The sequence below is a fragment of the Arthrobacter sp. CAN_A2 genome, assembly GCF_015752045.1.
Lineage (GTDB): Bacteria > Actinomycetota > Actinomycetes > Actinomycetales > Micrococcaceae > Arthrobacter_D.
The window spans coordinates 130,782-149,363 of the sequence record NZ_JADOUS010000005.1; the positions used below are offsets into that span (position 1 = coordinate 130,782).

Consider the following 18,582-nt stretch of genomic DNA (forward strand, 5'->3'; position numbering starts at 1 on the left):
GCGAGGGACGGGTCAGCCGGCCTGGGGAACCATGGGACCGAACGAGCTCCGGTCCTCGAGCCGCGGGTCCGCCCGGTCGGGGACGACCAGCACCGGCCCGCGGGCGTGGTGCAGGACGCCCTGGCTCGTCGACCCCAGGAGCATCCCGGTGAATCCTCCGCGGCCGCGCGTCCCCACCACGAGCAGTTCCGAGGTCGCCGACGCCTCGATGAGCATCTCGGCGGGCGGTCCGTCCACGAGCTCCACCGTGATGTCGACGTCGGGGTAGTGGCTCTGCAGCCAGTCACGGCCGGCGGCCAGCTGGACGGCGAGGTCCGCGTGCAGCGCCTTCCGGTCCACCGGCGCGGGGACCCAGGCGAGCGAGCCGTTGAACGGCGCCACCGAGCAGATGACGCGAAGGGGCAGCCCCCTGGACCTGGCTTCCTCGGCTGCGGTGAGCGAGGCCGTGCGGGCCTGTTCCGAACCGTCGACGCCGACCACCACCACCGGTTCCACGGTGGCGACGGGGGCTACCTTGTCCCTGCCCGGCTTCCTGCCGAGTTCGGGATGGCCGAGGCGGGCGCCGGTGCAGACGGGGATGACCGCCGTGGGGCACTTGGCGTGGGCCGGCAGGGCGCTGCTCACGGAGCCGAGCAGGCGTCCGACGAACCCGCCGCGGCCGCGCGAGCCCACCACCATCAGCTCGGCCTCCTCCGAGAGATCGAGGAGCACCCCGGCGGCGTCGCCCGTCTCGATCCGCGGATGCACCTCCAGTGCCATGCCCTCCAGATGGGACACGGCTTCGTCGAGGACGGCCCGGGCGCTCTCCCGGATCACCTCGTCGTCCACCGTGGCGTAGCCGGCGTCCATGCTCGACGCCGCGAAGACCGGCACCGTGTAGGCGGTCACCACGTAGAGCGGTGCTCCGCGCCGCCCGGCCTCGCGCGCCGCCCACAGCAGCGCGCAGGTGCTCTGGTCCGAACCGTCCACCCCGACGACTATCCCGTGCTGCGCCAGCCCCTGCGGCAGGCCTTCTGTGTTCTCGCTGCTCACGGCAGGCCTCCCTCGGTCGCACCTCTGACCGCCGAAAGCGGCCGGTCCCCCATTTGTAGCGCACCGCTGATGATCGGTCTATCCACGGTCCCAAATGTTATATAGGCTGCAATGACCCGTCGCGGGGTCCTGCCTGGCAGGTGGGATACCCCGCACGCAGTGCTCCTGGCTGACCCGTTCGCAGTCAGGAGTCCGTACGGCCCGGAAGAGGCGCCGGGCCGTACGGAATTCATGCTTCGTGTGGAGGTAGCCCGGTGGATTCCTTGCCGCTTGACCCTGTCCGCTCTGTCTCCGCGCCCGCCGTGGCCGAGCGGACCAGCACCGTGGTCATCGGCTCCGGACTGTCGGGTCTCGCCGTAGCCAGCGAACTCAGCCGTCGCGGTATCGACGCGATCGTCGTCGAGAGCCTCGAGTGCTTCGACTCCGGGCCCATGCGCACCGTCATGACGGATTCCGCCTCCCTCTCGGAGCGCAACGAACTGATGCGGCTCCTGCGCGGCTACGCGACCGCCCACCGGATCGACGTCCGCCAGACCACCGTGGCCGAGCAGCTCTGCATCATCGGTCACCCCCAGCTCATCAAGGCTCCGGCGGAGCGCAAGAAGTGGGCCATCCAGACGGCGGACGGGGTCCTCCTCGCCGACCACGTGGTCCTCACGAAGTTCCCGCAGAACGAACTGCGCAGGTTCCTGCGCTCGATGGACATCGCGATCGGCCGCGACTTCAAGGACACCCTGCGTGCGATCGGGCTCTACCTCGTGGGAGTCGGTGAACTGCTGACGCCCTCCACCAGGGAGATCATCCGCCAGGCGAAGCTGGTCAGCGATGCCATCGTGGAGCAGGGCCCGTCCGCCCTGCACCGCCTCGCACCGCCACGCGCAGCGATCTCGCCCCTGTAGACGGGGGAGCCCCGGAGGACCCTGCCTGCAGGCGCCTACTTGCCGGCGCCGAGCCGCTTCCGCGCCGTGACCGCGAGCGCGACGGCGATGGCCACGAGCGCCGCGATCATGAGGACGATGCTCCACGGGAAGTCGCTCACGCCGGCCTGCTGGGTCTGGTCGTCCTGGACGTCCAGGGGACCGGCCGTGCTCGCGGTGTCCGGCGCCGTCGCCCCGCCCTCCTGCGTGGTGAACGCGAAGGAGCCCTCGATGGGGTGGGAGTCCGCGCTGACCACCCGCCAGTTGACGGTGTACTCGCCCGCAGGGGCACCCGGGCGCAACGGCTGGGTGGCCGAGCGGTCGACGATCTCCGCGGGGCCGTCCGCCCAGTCCGCCCCGGACTCGTCGAGGACCTGGATCTGCGCGCCGATCCCGGACGGCACGCTGGTGAAGCCGAGTTCGAGGCTCGGCGGCAGCACGTCGACCGTGGCGCCCTCCGCCGGATTGCTCCCGGTCAGTTCGTCGTGAGCGGTCGCGGCGCCGCCGGCTCCCAGGAGCATGGCGAGCGTGAGCAGGACGGCGGGGACGAGCGCGGCGAGGGGCCGGCCGGGACGACGGCGGAGACGGCGGGAGGTCGCCGCGGGCCGGGAGGGCAGGAGGAGGAAGGCAGCCATGGTCCCACCCTACGTGGCGTCCCTGATGGGGCGCTGGGACGCCGGGCTCCCCGCCGGCGTCCGTCACGAAGGGGTCCCGGAGGTGCCACCGGGATAGAATTTCCCCGACCCGCCCCTTCCCCCTAGGACCTCCCATGCTCAAAACCGGTTCCGCGCTGGATCGCTACTTCCACATCACCCAGCGGGGGTCGTCCGTCTCCCGCGAGATCCGGGGCGGACTCGCGACCTTCTTCGCCATGAGCTACATCGTGGTGCTCAACCCGCTCATCCTCGCCGGTGCCGATTCCTCGGGCGCCGAGCTCGGTTTCGAGCGCGTCGCCGCGGTGACCGCGCTCGTGGCCGGCATCCTGACCATCGTCATGGGCGCCTGGGCCAAGTACCCCTTCGCCCTCGCCACCGGACTCGGCGTCAACGCGTTCGTCGCCATCACCGTCGCCACGAATCCCGGGCTAACCTGGCCGGACATCATGGGCCTGGTCATGCTCGCGGGCCTCACCATGCTCGTGCTGGTCCTGACCGGCTTCCGCACGGCGGTCTTCAACGCCGTCCCCGAGAGCCTGAAGATCGCGATCGTGGTGGGCATCGGCCTGTTCATCGCCCTGATCGGCCTGGTCAATGCCGGCTTCGTGCGCCGCATCCCCGACGTCGCCAACACCACCGTGCCCGTGGGGCTCGGCTTCGGCGGCGTCCTCATCGGCTGGCCCACGCTGGTCTTCGTCTTCGGCCTGATCCTGACGATCGCCCTGGTGGTCCGCAGGGTGCGCGGGGCGATCCTCATCGGCGTGCTCGCCGCGACCGTGCTCGCCGTCGTCCTCGAAGCCGTCTTCGACATCGGTGCCAGCTTCACGCCGGGCCAGGAGCCGAACCCCGCCGGCTGGTCGCTGGTGGTCCCGGAGCTCCCGTCGGGCTCGTGGATCGGCGTCCCGGACCTCAGCCTCATCGGCAACGTGAGCCTGTTCGGAGCCTTCGGGCATCTCGGCGGGACCGCCGCGGCGCTGCTGACCTTCACCATCCTCCTGAGCATCTTCTTCGACGCCATGGGGACGATGGTGGGTCTTGCGAACGAGGCGAAGCTCGTCGACGGCAAGGGCGACATCCCGGGCGTGAACCGCGTCCTCGTGGTCGACGCCCTCGGGGCCGTGGCCGGCGGCGCCGGGTCCGTCTCGTCCAACCAGATCTACGTCGAATCCGGTGCCGGCATCGGCGAGGGAGCCCGGACGGGCCTCGCGAACGTTGTGACGGGCGTGCTGTTCCTCCTGGCGATGTTCTTCACCCCGCTCATCAGCCTGGTGCCGTTCGAGGCCGTGGCGCCGGCCCTCGTGGTGGTGGGCTTCATGATGGTGGCGCAGGTGGGGCGCATCGACTTCGACGACTGGGGCATCGCCATCCCTGCGTTCCTGACCTTCACGCTGATGCCGTTCACCTACTCGATCGCGAACGGCCTCGGTGCGGGCTTCATCGCGTTCGTGCTGATTCGCGCCATCCAGGGCCGCGGCCGCGAGGTGCACCCGCTGATGTGGGTCGTGGCCGCGGCGTTCGTCGTGTTCTTCGGCATCGGGCCGATCGAGGAGATCCTCGGCGTCTGACCGGTCGGCCCGGCGACGTCACCCGACACTCCCCTGGATCCGCCCGCCCGGTGGTCATGATCGAACATGCCCGCCGGGCGGGAGCCATCACTGGGCGGAACCGACGACGGCGGTCGGGGGACCGCCGTCGCCGCCTCCCCGCCGTCGGGCGTCAGCGGGCGGACCAGCCGCCGTCCATGACGTAGGAGGAGCCGGTGACCATCCCTGCGTCGTCGCCCGCCAGCCACGCGACGAGCGAGGCGACCTCCTCCGGCTCCACGAGCCGTTTGATCGCAGCCTCGGTGAGCATGATCTTCTCGAGGACCTCCTCCTCGCTGATGCCGTGCAGGCGTGCCTGGTCGACCAGCTGGTGCTCGACCAGCGGCGTCCGGACGTAGCCCGGGTTCACGCAGTTGCTCGTGACGCCGTGGGCGCCGCCCTCCAGGGCCGTGACCTTGGAGAGCCCCTCGAGGCCGTGCTTGGCGGTGACGTAGGCGGCCTTGAACGGTGAGGCCCGCAGCCCGTGGACCGACGAGATGTTGATGATCCGGCCGAAGCCCCGTGCGTACATCCCGGGGAGCGCGGCGCGGATGAGGAGGAACGGCACCTCGACCATCAGCCGCTGGATGCGGCGGAAGTCCTCCGGATCGAATTCCTCGAGGGGGCTGACGGTCTGGATCCCGGCGTTGTTCACGAGGATGTCCGCCTCGAGGGTCAGCGTCTCGAGCGCCCGTGTGTCGAGGAGGTCCACCGCCCATGCATCGCCGCCGAGGTCGGCGGCCAGGTCTCCGGCGCCGGCCTCGTCCCGGTCCGCGACCACGACGTGCGCACCCCGTCCGGCGAGCGCACGGGCACAGGCCGCACCGATGCCGCTCGCACCGCCCGTGACCAGGGCCCGTCGGCCGGACAGCGGCCCCGCCGTCAGGGCGGGGGCCGGCTGGGACGCCGTCGTGCTCATCGCTCGACCTGTCCTGCGAGCGGCTCGTCCAGGCCGTGGCGGCGCGCATCCTCGGCGTCGACCTCGCGCAGGGAGGCTCCGCGGGTCTCCTTCAGGGTCAGGACCGCGACCATGGTGATCCCGCAGGCGATCAGGAGGTAGATGGCCACGGGAACCCAGCTGCCGTACTCCTGCAGGAGGGCCGTCGCGATGATCGGTGCGAGGGATCCTGCGAGGATCGAGGTCACCTGGTATCCCAGGGAGACGCCCGAATAGCGCATGCGGGTGGGGAACATCTCCGACATGATGGCGGGCTGGCCCGCGTACATGAAGGCGTGGAAGACGAGGCCGATCGTGACCGCCAGGATGATCAGGAACGGGTTCAGGGTGTCGAACATCGGGAAGGCGAAGAACGCCCAGGTGGCGCCGAGGACCACCCCGACCAGGTAGACGGGCTTGCGGCCGAACGCATCGGACAGCCGGCCCACCTGCGGGATGACGAGGAAGTGGACCACGTGCGCGATCAGCAGGGCCAGGAGGAGCTGCGAGGTGTCGTACTGGTGGACGGTCTTGAGGTACACGATCGTGAAGCTGACGATGATGTAGTAGAGGATGTTCTCGGCGAACCGCAGGCCCATGGCCCCGAGGACTCCCCTGGGGTAGCGCTTGACCACTTCGAGGACGCCGTAGCTGACCGCCTTCTCGGATTCGATCTTTTCGCGTGCCTCCAGGAAGATCGGCGCCTCGCTGACATGGGTCCGGATGTAGTAGCCGATCACCACGATGATCGCGGAGACCCAGAAGGCCACGCGCCAGCCCCAGCTGAGGAACTCGTCCTGCGGCAGGATCCAGCTCATGCCCAGCAGGACGAGCGTGGCGAGGAGGTTGCCCACCGGGACGGCCGCCTGCGGCCAGCTAGACCAGAATCCACGGGACCGGTCGGGGCTGTGCTCGGCGACGAGGAGCACGGCGCCGCCCCACTCCCCGCCGACGGCGAAGCCCTGGATGAAGCGCAGGATCACGAGCAGCGCCGGGGCCCAGTACCCGATCGAGTCGAACCCGGGGAGGCATCCCATGAGGAAGGTGGCGACGCCCACGAGGACGATGGTGAGCTGGAGCGTGTGCTTGCGTCCGAGCTTGTCACCGATCTGACCGAAGACGATCCCCCCGAGGGGCCGGGCCACGAAGCCGACGGCGTACGTCAGGAAGGCCGCGATGATGCCGTCGAGTTCGGAGCCTGCGTTGGGGAAGAAGAAGGTCCCGAAGACCAGGCTCGCGGCCGTCGCGTACAGGAAGAACTCGTACCACTCGACGACCGTCCCGACCATGGCGGCCGCGACGATCCGCTTGAGGCCCGACGCCTCTCCCGGTGTTCCGTCGCCCTGCCGGGCACTGGGGGTGTTCGAGCGTTGATTGACGCTCATGGGATCTCCTTCTGTCGACGCTGACACGGGTGCCGGCCCGCATCGGGGCCCTGGCTGGTTCTTCTCGAGTATCCCTGCGGCTTTCAGGCCCGCCAATGACCAGATCGGCACCCGCGCTCTGCAATACTGCAGATATGTCCGAGCCCAATGCCCAGGATCTCGTGGTGCTGCTCGCCGTCGCCCAGAGCGGGCGCTTCACCACGGCCGGGGATTCGCTGGGGCTGAACCACACCACGGTGTCCCGGCGGATCGCGGCCCTGGAGAGGGCGCTCGGGGGGCGGGTGCTCTCCCGTGGCAGCGGCGGATGGGAACTGACGGACCTGGGCCGGCGCGCGGCGGACGCGGCGGCGGTCGTCGCGGAGGCGGTCGCCCGACTGGCCGACGACGACGGCGCGCTCTCGGGCGTGGTGCGGATGAGTGCCACCGACGGCTTCAGCGCCTTCATCGCCGCCCCCGCCTTCGCCCGGCTGCGGGCCGCCAATCCCCTGCTGCGGATCGAGATCGTCACCGCGACCCGCCGGGCCTCGCAGACACGGACGGGCCTCGACTTCGAGGTGGTGGTCGGCGAACCGCAGGTGCACCGGGCGGAGGCGGAGCGGCTGGGCGCCTATGTCCTCGGGCTGTATGCCTCCAGGGAGTACCTCGCAGCGCACGGTTCGCCGGCGACGCTCGAGGACGCCATGGACCATCAGCTCGTGTACTTCATCGACGCGATGCTGCAGGTGGACAGCCTCGACGCACCCCGCCGGCTCCTGCCCTCCATGCGCGATGCCCTGAGCTCGACCAACGTCTTCGTCCACGTCGAGGCCACCCGCGCCGGCGCAGGGCTCGGCCTGCTGCCCTGCTTCATGGCCGATCGGCACCCCGACCTCGTCCGGATCCTCCCCGACGACGTCGCGGAGGAACTCGACTACTGGCTCGTGGTGCGGGCTGACGCGCTGCGCCAACCGGCGATCGCCGCCGTCGTCGACGCCCTGAGGCGTTCGACCGCGGCCATGGAGCCGCAGCTGCTCGGACGGCGCCCCGAACCGGCCGGATGAGACGCCGCAGGGTCAGGAAGTACCGCCCCGCGGCCGGAGCCGCGCCTCCTCGACGTCCAGGATGCGCTGCGCCCTGGAGAGCACGCGCGAGGGGTAGGTGCCGCGGGCGCGGGCCGCTAGCAGCGCCTGCCGCTCCGCCTCGAGCACGGCCAGCCGGAGGTCCCGGTACTGCCGGTGCGGGGACCGCACCAGCTTCCGTTCGGGCAGCCGCGCCCTCTCCCACTCGAACTCCGTCCGCATGCCCGTGTCCGCCCGGACGCGGTCCAGGACGTCGTCGTCCACCTCGATGTCCTCGCCCACGATGACCTGCGGGTCGTCCAGCACGCGCAGTCCCTCGATGCGCAGCTCGCCGAACAGGGTGGCCGACGCCTCGCGGTCGCTGTCCGCGTCGACGCCCTCGATCCTCAGCACCCGGATGAGCAGGGGCAGCGTGCCGCCCTGCACCAGCAGCGTGGTCACCGCGACGGTGAACGCGATCAGCACCAGCTGCTCCCGGTAGGCGAAGGACTCCGGCAGGGACTGCGCCGCCGCAAGCGTCACGACGCCGCGCATCCCGGACCAGCCGAGCACCGTGGCGCCCTTCCAGCCGAACCCCTCCCGCCGTTCGAGTTCGAGGTCCGCCTTCCGGCGCCGGTACAGCCGCGTGAGGACGCGCTTGCGCCGCTCCTGCCGCGCGTCGAGCGTCCGGATGTCCTTGAGCCGGCCGAGTCCGCGGCCCAGCTGTACCGTGCGGCGCTCGGCACGACTCGGCAGGCGGCGCATGAGCAGCACGAGGGGGAAGACCCAGAGGAAGCGCAGCACGATCAGGGTGAGGGTTGCGAGGAGTCCGATGAGGATCGTCTGCCCCACGGTCAGGAGGGATTCGTCGATGTTCTGCAGCAGGCTCCGCACCTCGAGGCCGATGATCAGGAAGACGCCGTTCTCCAGCAGGAACTGGACCGTCCGCCAGTTCACGTTGTCGCTGATCCGCGCGCGGGCATCCAACCGGCTGGCGCTGTGGTGCCCCGTGTAGATCCCGGCGACCACAACCGCGAGGACGCCGGACGCGCCGAGCTCCTCGGCCGGGATGAAGGCGATGAACGGCACGGCGAGGGAGAGCGCGGTGTCGAGGACCGGGTCGGCGAGGCGGGACCGGACGAAGACCGTCACCACGCCGACCGCGTATCCCACCATCACCGCGACCACGACGGCGAAGGCGAAGTCGGCCGCGGCCGCACCGAAGCCGGCCAGCGCCCCCGCGGATGCGGCGATGGCGCTGCGCAGCAGGACGAGGGCCGTGGCGTCGTTGACGAGGCCCTCCCCCTCCAGCACCGTCAGCAGCCGGGGCGGGAGCCCGAGCCGGCGCCCGATCGAGGTTGCGGCGACAGCGTCGGGCGGGCTGATCACGGCACCCACGGCGATCGCCGCCGCGAGTCCGAGGCCCGGCAGCAGGGCGTTCAGCAGGAACCCGGTGGCGAAGGCGGAGACGATGACCAGGGCCACGGACAGGCTCGCGATCGGGGTGACGTTGCGGCGGAAGTCGGTGACGGGAGTCTTGATCGCCGCCGCATACAGCAGGGGCGGCAGCACGCCCATCAGGATCACCTCGTCCGGGATGCTGAAACTCGGTACGCCGGGCACGAAGGAGAGCACGATGCCGACCACGACGAGGATGAGCGGGGCAGCGACCCCCACACGCCTCGAGAGCACGGCCACCCCTACCAGGACGGCGATTCCGATGATGCCGAGCAGTCCCAGTTCCACCCTGACAGCCTAGTGCGCGGCGGCCGCCGCCGACCCCGGCTGATCCGTCCGCCCGACCCCTTCCGGGATGCGTGCCGGGACGCTAGTGCCCGGTCTGATCGGTGAGGACCTGGGCGCCTGCGGCGAAGGTCCTCACGCGGGCGTCCTGCCAGAGGTGCGCGGGAACACCGCCGCCGAGCAGTTCCCTGGCCAGCCCGGGATCCTCGGCCAGGGGTGCGTCGCTGCCGGCGATGATCACGTTGCCGTAGCGCCGGCCCTTGAGCATCGCGGGATCGGCGATGATCGCGGTGTGCCTGAACTCGGCGGCGATCGTCGCGGCCTCCCGCCGGGCCATCGCCAGATTCGGGCTGTCACCGCAGTTGACGAGGTAGACGCCGTCGGCCGCGAGCACGCGCTTGGCCGCACGGGTGAACTCGGTGGTCGTCAGGGGAGGGGGCGTGACCGCCCCCGCGAACACGTCCCGGATGACGAGGTCGCGGCTGTCCCCGGTGAGGGACTCCGTCACGGCGCGGGCCTCCCCGACCCGGATCCGCACCAGGGGCGCCCGCGGCAGGTCGAACCACGTCCGGACCAGCTCCGCGAGGCGACCGTCGAGTTCGACGACCACCTGCCGGGCCTGGGCGTGGCTCGCGGCGAAGCGGCGCGCGAGCGAACACGCCCCTCCCCCGAGATGCAGCACCCGCAGCCGTTCCGACGGCGCCCAGCGGGAATCGACGAGCGAGGCGATCCAGTGCATGTATTCGAAGTCCAGGTGCAGCGGATCGTCCAGGTCGATATGGGAGCTCGGGACGCCGTTGACGCGCAGGACCCAGCCGTTGGGGCTGTACGGATCGGGCTCGAGCTCGCACGTCCCGGTGTCGATCGGGAACTCGCCGATCTCGGGGCGTGGCCCTGCCGGTTTTGCCATCTTCGAAAGCCTTCTCACTCGTGGTCGGGGCGGTGCATGCGGAACATCGGCCGGTGGTGCCACGTGGGTCCGCAGAGCATCGAGGTCCCCTCCGGCGCGAAGCCGTTGCGGACGTAGAAGCGCTCGGCCCGCGGATTGCCGTTCAGGATCCACAGGTACGCGGCCCTGGCGCCGATGGCCGTGTCCAGCAGTCGCTGTCCGAGGCCCGAGCCGTGCGTGGACCGCAGCGTGTAGATGTGGTGCAGCTCGAAGTCTGGGCGGTCCGCATCGCGGCCCGGCCCGGAGGTCGCGATCGCGACCGGCTCTCCGTCGTCGTCGAACGCCAGCCAGCTCCGCGCACCGCCGGGGGTCCGCGCCGCCTCCTCGAACGCAGCCCGACGGCGCACGCTCAGGGCGGGCAGCTCGGCGTCGTAGTACGCGTGGTACTCCGGAGGCATGATGTGCTCGTACGTCTCGTGCAGGCCGGCGACGTGGGTGCCGACGTACACCTCGGCGTCGTCGGGGGTGGCCGGCCGGATCACGTAGGGCAGCGTCAGCGGGGGCTGTGTCACCGTGTCAGTTTAGTGGCCCAAGGCTATCGCACGGCGCCGCGATCGGGGTAGCCCTAGGAGTGACCCTCGAACTGTTCCTGCTCGGCGAGCGCCGCCTCGAGCCGCTCGACCTTCCCGGTCAGCTCGCCAGTGTGCCCCGGGCGGATGTCGGCCTTGAGCACGAGCGACACGCGGCTGCCGTAGCGGCCCACGGCCTCGGTGGCGTGTTTGACCACGGCCATGACCTCGTCCCACTCGCCCTCGATGGTCGTGAACATGGCATCGGTGGAGTTCGGCAGGCCGGACTCACGCACGACGGCGACCGCGGCGGCGACGGCATCGTGCACCGATCCGTCGCCGTTCTCGCGGGAGAGGTCGGAGGTTCCGGACGGGGCGACGCTGAAGGCTACGAGCATGGACCCAGTCTGGCACGGGGGCGTCGTCACGAGCCGGCGGGTCCGGGCGCTCGGTCATCTGCTTGTCGCCGTCACCGTCGGCCCCTAATATGCAGAAGGATGCCGCACAGTCCACGACCGGCAGATTGGATGGCCATGAAGAGCAGAATCTCCCCCGACGATCCCTTCCCCGAGGACCTCGGCCGACTGAAGGACAACGACGTCGAAGTCCTCAACAGCAAGGTCCACCGGGAGGTCGACCACGAGTTCGCGACGGAGGGTGAGGTGGACCCCGAGACGGCGGCCCGCAAGGACGAAGTCGCGGGCGAGCTCGACGACAGGGAGGCCGGCCCCGGCCTCTCGCTGGTGCCCCAGCAGGAAGAGGACGACGAAAATGAGGGCGGTGCCGTCCGCGCCGACGGTGGACGCTAGGCAGAACCGCCGCACGCCGGCCTGACGGTAACAGGGCAGCGGGGCAGCGCGGGGAATGCTCCGCACGGCGCCGGTGTTGCCGCAGGAGTCGCGCCGCTCCCAGGGCCCGACCTCTGTACGCCTCCCGGTCCTCAACGGTGCAACCGGGGCGATGACCGCCGGAAATCCCACGATTGGTGCCCCTTGTCTGTTTCCTCCGCGAAGGTGTCCACCACCGCGCCGTTCCCCTACATCGGACTGCTGTCCCTCGCCGGTGCGATCTTCGTCTCCGTCACGAGCGAATTCCTGCCCACCGGCCTCCTGCCGGCCATGGCCCGGGACCTGGGCGTCGGGATCTCGACCGCCGGCTACCTCGTGACCATCTTCGCCGGGACCGTCGTCGTGGCCACCACGCCCCTGGCCGCCGTGACGCAGCGGTTCTCCCGCAAGTCCCTGATCGTCGTCGTCCTCCTCGTGATCGCGGTCTCGAACGTGCTCGCGGCGATCGCCCCGACGTACGGCGTGCTCGTGGGCGCGCGCATCCTCGGCGGCCTCGCACACGGCCTGTTCTGGGCCGTGGTCGCCGCCTACTCCGCACACCTCGTCCCGGCGCACCAGCTCGGCAAGGCGGTCGCCATCACCGCGGGCGGCGGGACGGCGGCGTTCGTCCTCGGCGTCCCGGTGGGCACGGCGATCGGCAACGCGTTCGGCTGGCGTGCGGCGTTCACCATCATCGGCGTGGCCGTCGCCCTGCTCGCCCTGGTGATCGTGAAGTTCCTGCCGCCCGTCGACCACCATGTGGAACGGAAGGCGGGCGAGGAACGCGTCCCGCTGCGCCGCGACCCGAGCGTCCGCGGGGTCGTCCTGCTGTGCCTGGTCATCCTGATCCTGCTGACCGGCCAGAACACCTTCTACACGTACATCGCCGCCTGGCTGACCGACGTCTCGTCCTTCGAGCCCGGGTCCGTCGCCCTCGTCCTGTTCCTCTACGGCGGGGCGGGCATCGTCGGCCTCGTCGGGGCCGGCTACGCCGCCGACCGCTTCCCCCGGAAAGCGTTCATCGGCGTCGTCCTGGCAGTCATGGCCGCCGCCCTCACCCTCGCCCTCGCGACCTCCAGCACCGTGGTGGTACTCATCGGCGTCATCGTCTGGGGTGCCGCGTTCGGCGGGATCCCCGCGATGCTGCAGACCCGCATGCTGCGCACCGCCTCCTTCCGCACGCGTGACCTCTCGGCCGCCCTCCAGACGACGGCGTTCAACATCGGTATCGGCGGCGGCGCGCTCCTCGGCGGGCTCCTGCTGGACGGCATCGGCCTCGGCGTCCTCCCGTTCGTGATGATCGCGATCGTCGCAGCGGGCCTGGCCCTGAGCCTTGCGACGGACACCGTAAAGGACCGCCGGGAACGCCACCGCCTCCGCGCCGCCTGAGCCGGGACTGCGTATCTTCGCACGCCGGAGGGCCTCGGACGTGGGTGCTTGGTCACACTCGAGCCCCGGAGGCGGCTCCCCGGTACGGCTTTCCCCGGGCGCTGTCCGCAGCCCCGCGGGAGGGCGTCTGCGGGTCCCGGACGGCTCGCGACCCGGCGTCGGGAATCGCCGCCGCCACAGGGAACCGGGGCGCATCCCGTCATCGCCGACAGCGGGTTCCGTCCGGTGTATTCCCGAGGCGTGATCCACCGTCGGAGGGCTATCGCAAGCGGGTTCTCGCCCATGATCGGCCCCGAGTCGGCCTCCCCCGCACGCGTACGGTGGAAAGCATGTCTAATGCCACCCAGCCCATCCAAGGATCACCGCCCAGCGAGGACACACCCTTCGAGGTGCCTCCCGGACAGGCTCCCACGAAGGCTGAGCTGGACAGGCCCGTCCTCTTCGTCTCGCTCTCGATCGTCATCCTGCTGATGCTCGCGGCGGTCATCTTCCCCGCCGCTTTCTCGGCCATCACCACCTCCGTCCTGAACGGCCTCGTCGCGAACTTCGGGTGGGCGTTCGTCCTCACCGCCACCGGTTTCGTGGTGTTCGCCCTGTTCCTGGCCTTCAGCAAGTACGGCCGGATCCCCCTGGGGCAGGACGGCGAGAAGCCCGAGCATTCGCGGCTGTCCTGGATCGCCATGATGTTCAGCGCCGGCATGGGCATCGGGCTCATGTTCTACGGGGTCACCGAGCCCATCTCCCACTACACCGCGCCGCCCGTCGAGGGCATCGAGCCCGGCAGTTCGGAGGCCGCCCGGCAGGCCATGAACTACACGCTCTTCCACTGGGCCATTCACCCCTGGGCCATCTACGCCGTCGTCGGCCTGGCTCTCGCCTACTCGGCCTTCCGGAGGGGCCGCGGCGTCGGTTTCAGCGGGGCGTTCACGGCCCTCTTCGGCGGCCGCCCCGCACCCCGGGCCCTGCGCGCCATCGACGTGTTCGCGATCTTCGCGACCCTCTTCGGCTCGGCCACGTCCCTCGGACTCGGCGTCCTGCAGATCAACGGCGGCCTCTCGAAGGTCTTCGGCATGGGTAGCAGCCTGGCCCTGCAGATCGGCATCATCGCCGTGCTCACCGTCTGCTTCGTCATCTCCGCCGTCAGCGGCGTGAGCCGTGGCATCAAGTGGCTCTCCAACGGCAACATGATCCTGGCGCTGGCCCTGTTGTTCTTCCTGTTCGTCGTCGGCCCCACGGTCTTCATCCTCGAACTGATCCCGGCATCGGCGGGCAACTACCTCATCAGCCTGCCCCAGATGGCATCCCGTACGGGCGCGTTCGGCGGCCACGAATGGCTCGCCGCGTGGACCATCTTCTACTGGGCGTGGTGGGTCTCGTGGACGCCCTTCGTCGGTTCCTTCCTCGCGAAGATCTCGCGTGGACGCACCATCCGGGAGTTCGTGATCGGCGTCGTCGCCGTACCCAGCGTCATCAGCGTCATCTGGTTCGGCGTGTGGGGCGGCTCGGCGCTCAACCAGCAGGACAACGGGGTCGACATCGCGGCCGCCAACGCGGAGAGCCAGGAGTCCGCGATGTTCGCGCTCCTCGCCCAGTACCCGCTGGCAGCCGTGACCTCGATCCTCGTGGTCATCCTCGTGGCCGTCTTCTTCATCTCGGGTGCGGACGCCTCCTCGATCGTGCTCGGATCGCTGTCCTCCTTCGGCGCGGCGGTCCCCCGCAAGTGGCTGACCATCCTGTGGGGCACGCTGACCGGCGCGGTTGCCGCCGTCCTGCTCTCGGTCGGGAGCCTCGAGGCACTGCAGACGCTCACCATCATCGCCGCCGCCCCCTTCCTGCTCGTCATGATCGGGCTGTGCGTGGCGCTCATGATGGATCTCAGGAAGGATCCGCTCATCACCGGTGCCCGGCGCACCGGCGCGCGTGCCGCACGGAGGGTCACGATCCCGAAGGGCTGACACGATCCGGGGTGATGCGCCGGGCGGGGAACACGCGGGGCAGAATGGTGGGATGCGCGCCGTCTGCTTCGATGAGTTCTCCGCCCGTCCCGTGCTCCGGGACGTCCCCGAGCCCGTCCCGTCGCCGCGCGGCGTCGTCGTCCGTGTCGAAGCCACCGGTCTGTGCCGCAGCGACGTGCACGGCTGGCTGGGGCACGACGACGGCATCAGCCTCCCTCACGTCCCCGGTCACGAGCTCGTGGGTACCATCGCGGCGGTAGGTGACGACGTCCGGCGCTTCTCGGTCGGTGAGCGCGTCACGACACCGTTCGTCTGCGCCTGCGGGCGCTGCCCCGAATGCGCCGCAGGCAACGGCCAGGTGTGCCGCAACCAGACCCAGCCGGGCTTCACCCACTGGGGCTCCTTCGCGGAGCTCGTGGCCCTGCACGACGCTGACACGAACCTCATCTCCGTTCCCGCGTCCCTCGACGCCGGTGCCGCCGCGCTCCTCGGCTGCCGGTTCGCGACGTCGTACCGCGGCCTCGTGCACCAGGCGCGCCTGACCGCGGGCGAGTCCCTCCTCGTGGTCGGCTGCGGCGGTGTGGGGCTGAGCGCCGTCATGATCGGCGTGGCGCTGGGCGCGCGCGTGATCGGCGTCGACATCGACCGGGACGCACTGGCGCGCGCCGCCCGCTTCGGCGCGGTGGGCACCGTCCATTCGGCGGGCCTCTCCCGGTCCGCGGTGCTCGACGCCGTGCGGGACGCCGCTCCCTCCGGCATCGATGTGTCCGTCGACGCGCTCGGCCGCGAGGAGACCGCCGCGGTCGGCATCCTGTCCCTGCGCCCGAGGGGCCGCCACGTGCAGATCGGCCTGTTCCCCTCGGACCCGGTGATCCCGATGGGCGCCGTCATCGGCAGGGAGCTCGCCGTCCTCGGCAGCCACGGCATGCCCGCCCACGACTACCCGGGCCTGCTCGACCTCGTGGCCGCCGGCCGGCTGCGCCCGCAGGACCTCATCGAACGCAGGATCCCCCTCGACGCCGTTCCCGACGCCCTGATGGCGATGGCCGGGGACACGTCCGCGGGCGGGGTGACCGTCGTCGACCTCGGGGTGTGACGCGCTGACGGGGCCGTCCTTACCCGTGGCGCCCCGCGCATGGGGATACTGGGGCATGGAACCCATGCCCCACCCCGCCGACCCGGTGTCGAATTCGGTCACCCTGCGATTCCTCGCATCCCCCACCGACCTCGGACACAGCGGCTCGGTGGACGCCGGCACCGTGCTCGAGTGGGTGGACAAGGCCGCCTACGCCGCCGCCGTCGGCTGGGCGAAGACCTACTGCGTGACCGCGTACGTCGGGAACATCCACTTCGCGGACCCCGTCGTGGTGGGCGACCTGGTGGAGGTGGAGGCCACGATCGTCCACACCGGGACGTCCTCGATGCACATCCGCACGATCGTCTCCTCCGGGTCCGTGACCGGGGACGACGGCGGGAAGCGCAGCGAGTGCCTCGTCATCTTCGTGGCGGTCGGGCCGGACGGCAAGCCGGTCGCGGTGCCGCCCTTCGAACCGCAGACGGCGGCCGAGCGCGTGGAGAGCGACCACGCGATCGCGCGCATCGAGGTCCGCAAGGAGATCGTCGAGGAGATGCGCCGCCAGGAATACACCGACGGCAGCACCGCGGAGCGGACCGTCCTCCGGTTCCTCGCGGCCCCCACGGACGTCAACTGGGGCGGGAAGGTGCACGGCGGCACGGTGATGGACTGGATCGACGAAGCCGCGTACGTCTGCTCCACGCGGTACTGCGGGCTGGACACCGTGGCCGTGTTCTCCGGCGGCGTCCGGTTCCTGAAGCCCCTGCGTATCGGCGACGTCGTCGAGGTGGAGGCACGCCTCGTCTACACGGGCAACAAGGGCATGCACATCGCGGTGCACGTCCGCTCCGGGAGTCCGAGGACCCGCGACATGGAGCTCACCACCACGTGCCTCACGGTCATGGTGGCACGCGACGAGGACGGGCGGGCGGTGCCGGTGCCGCCCTGGGTGCCGAGGTCCGAGGAGGACCGGCGGCTCCACGAGCACGCCCGGAACCTGCTGCTGATCCGCAGCCGGGCGCCGGGCAGCGTCCTGCCCACGCACCTGCAGCGGCAGCCCGGCTGAGGGGCTACGTCAGCGGATCGTCGCCGACCGCGCCGGGACGCTGATGGTCTTGCCGTACGCGGTCACGGATCGCGTGACGGTCGTGGTGTTGACGGCGACCACGCAGCCGTTGGAGAGCCGCACGACGCTCACGCCGGAGAATTTCAGCGGCGCCGCGGTCGCGTAGGCACCGGACGTCACCGCTCTCGTGAGGGCGGTGACCTGGGTGTCGAGCGCATTGACCGAGGCCGTGGTGACCGCCTCGAAGTTCGCACCGTCGTCCCACGCATTGTCCTGGCAGCTGGGCTCGGCCTGCGAGACGGTCGCCGCCATCAGCCGGGCCGTCGCGGTCCGCGCCTGCAGCAGGTGCCCGAGGGTCATGCGGTGGTCGAGCGTGCGTCGGGTCTTCGCCGCGGACACGACCGAGGAGCGGTTGGCGAAGCCGTCGCGGAGGCACGGCGCGGAACTGCCGATGTCGGCGCCCTGCCGGTAGCCCGTCGTCGGCAGCTCGCGCAGCGGGACCGAGTAGTCGTGCTCCACCACCGGCATCCCCGCCGCGGTGATGGCCCGGTACGCGGAGCTCGCCTGCTCCAGGTCGATGACCGGCAGGGGTCGGCCGGTCCCGGTCGCGACCACGTGCTCCCGCAGCGCGAAGTCGACGGAACGTGTGGCAGCGAGCGTCTTGGCGAGGTTCACCTGGTTGCTCCAGGCCGGGTAGACACCCAGGTTGACGGCGACGGGGATGTCACGGCCCATGGTGCGGGTGAGTGTCGCGTCGAACCGCTGGACGGCCGCGATCAGCGCCCGCCCGTAGGCGTTGTCGTCGGCCCAGGGGCCCCACTGCCCGACGTCGACCATGTCCTGGCCGTGCGAGGGGGACATCGATGCATCGTCGAGGAAGATGCCGTCGAACCGGGCGGGAGGAGCGTTCGTGGTCCCGCGCTGGGCATCGGTGCTCAGCATGGTCCGCGCCGTCGCAGCGCAGGCGTCCACGTAGGCCGGGGAGAGGTCGGCGACCGTCAGGTAGGAGAATCCGGGGTAGCCGGCGAGCCCGTCGTCCGTACGGGCCACCCTCGGGTTCGACGTGGTCACGCCGAACCGTTTCCCGGCCTGCGTGGCGGTATCCGCGCACGAGTTCTGGAAGACGCCGTTCCAGGACTCGAAGTCCCTCATGGCGCCGATGTTCAGGTAGGCGAGGAAGGTGGTGCCCGGGTTGGCGGCTTTCATGTCCGAGAGCGTGCAGTCCCCGGGAGCGTCCGTGGTGGCCATCATCGGATCGACGATCGCCACGGAGACCTTGCCCGTGAGGGACGCCCCGGGGCAGAGCATCTGCCCCTGCCGGTAGCCCTGCAGGTAGGCGGGCAGTTTCTGGCCCGTGCTCGAGGTCAGGCTGCCGGCATGCGCGGGACCCGCGAGCGAGCAGACGGTGAACGCGACAGCGAGTGCGGCGGAAACGAACGTTGCCCCAGCGGCATTCAGTTTCATGTCCACATGGTGGTGCATGACGGGAGTGTCGACCACCCCCGGAACCCCGATCATGGCG

17 protein-coding genes are annotated in these 18,582 nt (G+C 70.6%); 8 read left to right on the top strand and 9 right to left on the bottom strand.

From position 1 onward, the window contains the following. Positions 1-12: 12 nt before the first annotated feature. The gene (locus IWX63_RS07965; protein ID WP_199277619.1) at positions 13-1,032 is read right to left on the bottom strand and encodes a universal stress protein; all 1,020 of its coding nucleotides are present in this window, start codon (positions 1,030-1,032) and stop codon (positions 13-15) included. Between the two features lie 254 nt (positions 1,033-1,286). On the opposite strand from IWX63_RS07965, the gene IWX63_RS07970 reads away from it, so the two are divergent. Further along, the gene (locus IWX63_RS07970) at positions 1,287-1,931 is read left to right on the top strand and encodes an FAD-dependent monooxygenase (RefSeq protein WP_334685730.1); all 645 of its coding nucleotides are present in this window, start codon (positions 1,287-1,289) and stop codon (positions 1,929-1,931) included. A 35-nt stretch (positions 1,932-1,966) separates the two neighbouring features. Here IWX63_RS07970 and IWX63_RS07975 read toward each other — a convergent pair whose 3' ends face one another. Continuing rightward, entirely contained in the window at positions 1,967-2,584 is a 618-nt protein-coding gene (locus tag IWX63_RS07975; protein WP_199277620.1) for a copper resistance CopC family protein, read from the bottom strand. A gap of 134 nt (positions 2,585-2,718) precedes the next feature. On the opposite strand from IWX63_RS07975, the gene IWX63_RS07980 reads away from it, so the two are divergent. Beyond that, positions 2,719-4,170 (top strand): NCS2 family permease, encoded by a 1,452-nt coding sequence (locus IWX63_RS07980; protein WP_199277621.1) that lies wholly within the window; start codon positions 2,719-2,721, stop codon positions 4,168-4,170. A gap of 151 nt (positions 4,171-4,321) precedes the next feature. Here the strand turns inward: IWX63_RS07980 and IWX63_RS07985 are convergent, their stop codons facing one another. Both IWX63_RS07985 and IWX63_RS07990 read right to left on the bottom strand, forming a co-directional pair. Beyond that, positions 4,322-5,107 carry a 3-hydroxybutyrate dehydrogenase gene (locus tag IWX63_RS07985; protein ID WP_199277622.1) on the bottom strand — a complete coding sequence of 262 codons (786 nt, stop codon included), beginning with the start codon at positions 5,105-5,107 and terminating at the stop codon, positions 4,322-4,324. After that, entirely contained in the window at positions 5,104-6,510 is a 1,407-nt protein-coding gene (locus IWX63_RS07990; protein WP_199277623.1) for an MFS transporter, read from the bottom strand. The genes IWX63_RS07985 and IWX63_RS07990 overlap by 4 nt, the downstream gene beginning before the upstream one ends. Positions 6,511-6,644: 134 nt before the next feature. Here IWX63_RS07990 and IWX63_RS07995 point away from each other — a divergent pair, with 134 nt between their 5' ends. Beyond that, a complete protein-coding gene (locus IWX63_RS07995; RefSeq protein WP_334685731.1) occupies positions 6,645-7,550 on the top strand; it encodes a LysR family transcriptional regulator in 906 nt (301 codons plus the stop codon). Between the two features lie 12 nt (positions 7,551-7,562). Here the strand turns inward: IWX63_RS07995 and IWX63_RS08000 are convergent, their stop codons facing one another. The 4 genes from IWX63_RS08000 to IWX63_RS08015 all read right to left on the bottom strand — a co-directional run bounded on the left by IWX63_RS08000 (position 7,563) and on the right by IWX63_RS08015 (position 11,146). After that, the gene (locus IWX63_RS08000) at positions 7,563-9,293 is read right to left on the bottom strand and encodes a cation:proton antiporter (protein WP_199277625.1); all 1,731 of its coding nucleotides are present in this window, start codon (positions 9,291-9,293) and stop codon (positions 7,563-7,565) included. 82 nt (positions 9,294-9,375) lie between these two features. Further along, entirely contained in the window at positions 9,376-10,200 is an 825-nt protein-coding gene (locus IWX63_RS08005; RefSeq protein ID WP_199277626.1) for a spermidine synthase, read from the bottom strand. Positions 10,201-10,214: 14 nt separating this feature from the next. Then, positions 10,215-10,751, bottom strand: coding sequence for a GNAT family N-acetyltransferase (locus IWX63_RS08010; protein WP_199277627.1), 537 nt, complete (start codon positions 10,749-10,751; stop codon positions 10,215-10,217). Positions 10,752-10,804: 53 nt separating this feature from the next. Further along, positions 10,805-11,146 carry a thiamine-binding protein gene (locus IWX63_RS08015; protein WP_199277628.1) on the bottom strand — a complete coding sequence of 114 codons (342 nt, stop codon included), beginning with the start codon at positions 11,144-11,146 and terminating at the stop codon, positions 10,805-10,807. Positions 11,147-11,281: 135 nt separating this feature from the next. On the opposite strand from IWX63_RS08015, the gene IWX63_RS08020 reads away from it, so the two are divergent. The 5 genes from IWX63_RS08020 (at position 11,282) to IWX63_RS08040 (ending at position 17,060) form a co-directional block, all read left to right on the top strand. After that, positions 11,282-11,557 (top strand): hypothetical protein, encoded by a 276-nt coding sequence (locus IWX63_RS08020; RefSeq protein ID WP_199277629.1) that lies wholly within the window; start codon positions 11,282-11,284, stop codon positions 11,555-11,557. A gap of 183 nt (positions 11,558-11,740) precedes the next feature. Then, positions 11,741-12,964: an MFS transporter gene (locus IWX63_RS08025; protein ID WP_199277630.1), complete on the top strand. Its 1,224-nt coding sequence runs from the start codon at positions 11,741-11,743 to the stop codon at positions 12,962-12,964. A 329-nt stretch (positions 12,965-13,293) separates the two neighbouring features. After that, entirely contained in the window at positions 13,294-14,919 is a 1,626-nt protein-coding gene (locus IWX63_RS08030) for a BCCT family transporter (protein ID WP_199277631.1), read from the top strand. Positions 14,920-14,971: 52 nt separating this feature from the next. Continuing rightward, the gene (locus IWX63_RS08035) at positions 14,972-16,015 is read left to right on the top strand and encodes a zinc-dependent alcohol dehydrogenase family protein (RefSeq protein ID WP_199277632.1); all 1,044 of its coding nucleotides are present in this window, start codon (positions 14,972-14,974) and stop codon (positions 16,013-16,015) included. 64 nt (positions 16,016-16,079) lie between these two features. Further along, the gene (locus IWX63_RS08040) at positions 16,080-17,060 is read left to right on the top strand and encodes an acyl-CoA thioesterase (RefSeq protein ID WP_199277633.1); all 981 of its coding nucleotides are present in this window, start codon (positions 16,080-16,082) and stop codon (positions 17,058-17,060) included. Positions 17,061-17,069: 9 nt separating this feature from the next. Here IWX63_RS08040 and IWX63_RS08045 read toward each other — a convergent pair whose 3' ends face one another. Next, entirely contained in the window at positions 17,070-18,578 is a 1,509-nt protein-coding gene (locus tag IWX63_RS08045) for a hypothetical protein (protein ID WP_199277634.1), read from the bottom strand. Positions 18,579-18,582: the final 4 nt, after the last annotated feature.

Coding starts and splice junctions, on each gene's coding strand:
- IWX63_RS07975 (WP_199277620.1), bottom strand. CDS start 2,584: ATGGCTGCCTTCCTCCTCCTGCCCTCCCGGCCCGCGGCGACCTCCCGC.
- IWX63_RS07980 (WP_199277621.1), top strand. CDS start 2,719: ATGCTCAAAACCGGTTCCGCGCTGGATCGCTACTTCCACATCACCCAG.
- IWX63_RS07985 (WP_199277622.1), bottom strand. CDS start 5,107: ATGAGCACGACGGCGTCCCAGCCGGCCCCCGCCCTGACGGCGGGGCCG.
- IWX63_RS07990 (WP_199277623.1), bottom strand. CDS start 6,510: ATGAGCGTCAATCAACGCTCGAACACCCCCAGTGCCCGGCAGGGCGAC.
- IWX63_RS07995 (WP_334685731.1), top strand. CDS start 6,645: ATGTCCGAGCCCAATGCCCAGGATCTCGTGGTGCTGCTCGCCGTCGCC.
- IWX63_RS08005 (WP_199277626.1), bottom strand. CDS start 10,200: ATGGCAAAACCGGCAGGGCCACGCCCCGAGATCGGCGAGTTCCCGATC.
- IWX63_RS08015 (WP_199277628.1), bottom strand. CDS start 11,146: ATGCTCGTAGCCTTCAGCGTCGCCCCGTCCGGAACCTCCGACCTCTCC.
- IWX63_RS08020 (WP_199277629.1), top strand. CDS start 11,282: ATGAAGAGCAGAATCTCCCCCGACGATCCCTTCCCCGAGGACCTCGGC.
- IWX63_RS08030 (WP_199277631.1), top strand. CDS start 13,294: ATGTCTAATGCCACCCAGCCCATCCAAGGATCACCGCCCAGCGAGGAC.
- IWX63_RS08035 (WP_199277632.1), top strand. CDS start 14,972: ATGCGCGCCGTCTGCTTCGATGAGTTCTCCGCCCGTCCCGTGCTCCGG.
- IWX63_RS08040 (WP_199277633.1), top strand. CDS start 16,080: ATGCCCCACCCCGCCGACCCGGTGTCGAATTCGGTCACCCTGCGATTC.
- IWX63_RS08045 (WP_199277634.1), bottom strand. CDS start 18,578: ATGATCGGGGTTCCGGGGGTGGTCGACACTCCCGTCATGCACCACCAT.